The organism is Thalassolituus sp. UBA2590, from assembly GCF_002339775.1.
Lineage (GTDB): Bacteria > Pseudomonadota > Gammaproteobacteria > Pseudomonadales > Oceanobacteraceae > Thalassolituus.
The window spans coordinates 18,778-19,502 of sequence record NZ_DDKU01000085.1 but is presented as its reverse complement, the minus strand read 5'-3'; the positions used below and the strand labels follow the sequence as shown (position 1 = coordinate 19,502).

Below are 725 nucleotides of genomic sequence, written 5' to 3'. Positions count from 1 at the left end.
TGTGACTGCTTTTTCGCGGCGGTTGAGATGCGCGAGCAGCCGCATCTGTGTGATGTGCCGATTGCGATTGGTGGTGAGTCTGACCGGCGCGGTGTTATCGCGACCTGTAATTATCCGGCTCGGGCATTTGGAGTTCGCTCAGCGATGGCGACGGCGACAGCGCGTCGTCTTTGCCCCGATCTGGTGTTGTTGCGTGGTCGTATGGAGCTGTACCGTGAGGTCTCTGCTCAGGTGATGAATATCCTGCGTGATTATTCACCCTTGCTTGAGCAGGTATCGGTTGATGAGGCGTATCTTGAGTTAGACCCGGATCAGCAGGCGAGTCAGGTGGCGGCTGAGATTCGTGAGCGCGTCAGGCACGAGTTAGGTATCAGTGTGTCGGTGGGCGGTGCACCGAATAAGTTTCTGGCGAAGGTCGCGAGTGACTGGAATAAGCCCGATGGCCAGAAGATGATTCCGCCTCAAGAAGTGGATGAATTCGTGAAGGCGTTACCTGTTGGCCGTATTCCCGGCATTGGCCCGGCGTTTCAGGCGCGCTTAAAGGTATTGGGTATCGAAACCTGCGACGACGCCCGAAGCTGGGATCTCAATGAACTGGTACGTCGTTTTGGCCGCTCAGGTGTCCATTTATATCAGCGTTGTCGGGGACAGGATAACCGACCGTTGAGTATGGATCGTGAGCGCAAGTCCGTCAGTGTCGAGCGTACCTATGCTCAGGATAAGAC

At 55.9% G+C, this 725-nt stretch carries 1 protein-coding gene; it reads left to right on the top strand.

The features are described 5' to 3' along the window. A partial coding sequence (dinB, locus tag B2067_RS08270) for a DNA polymerase IV (RefSeq protein ID WP_301388096.1) occupies nt 1-725 on the top strand: 725 nt, incomplete at both ends.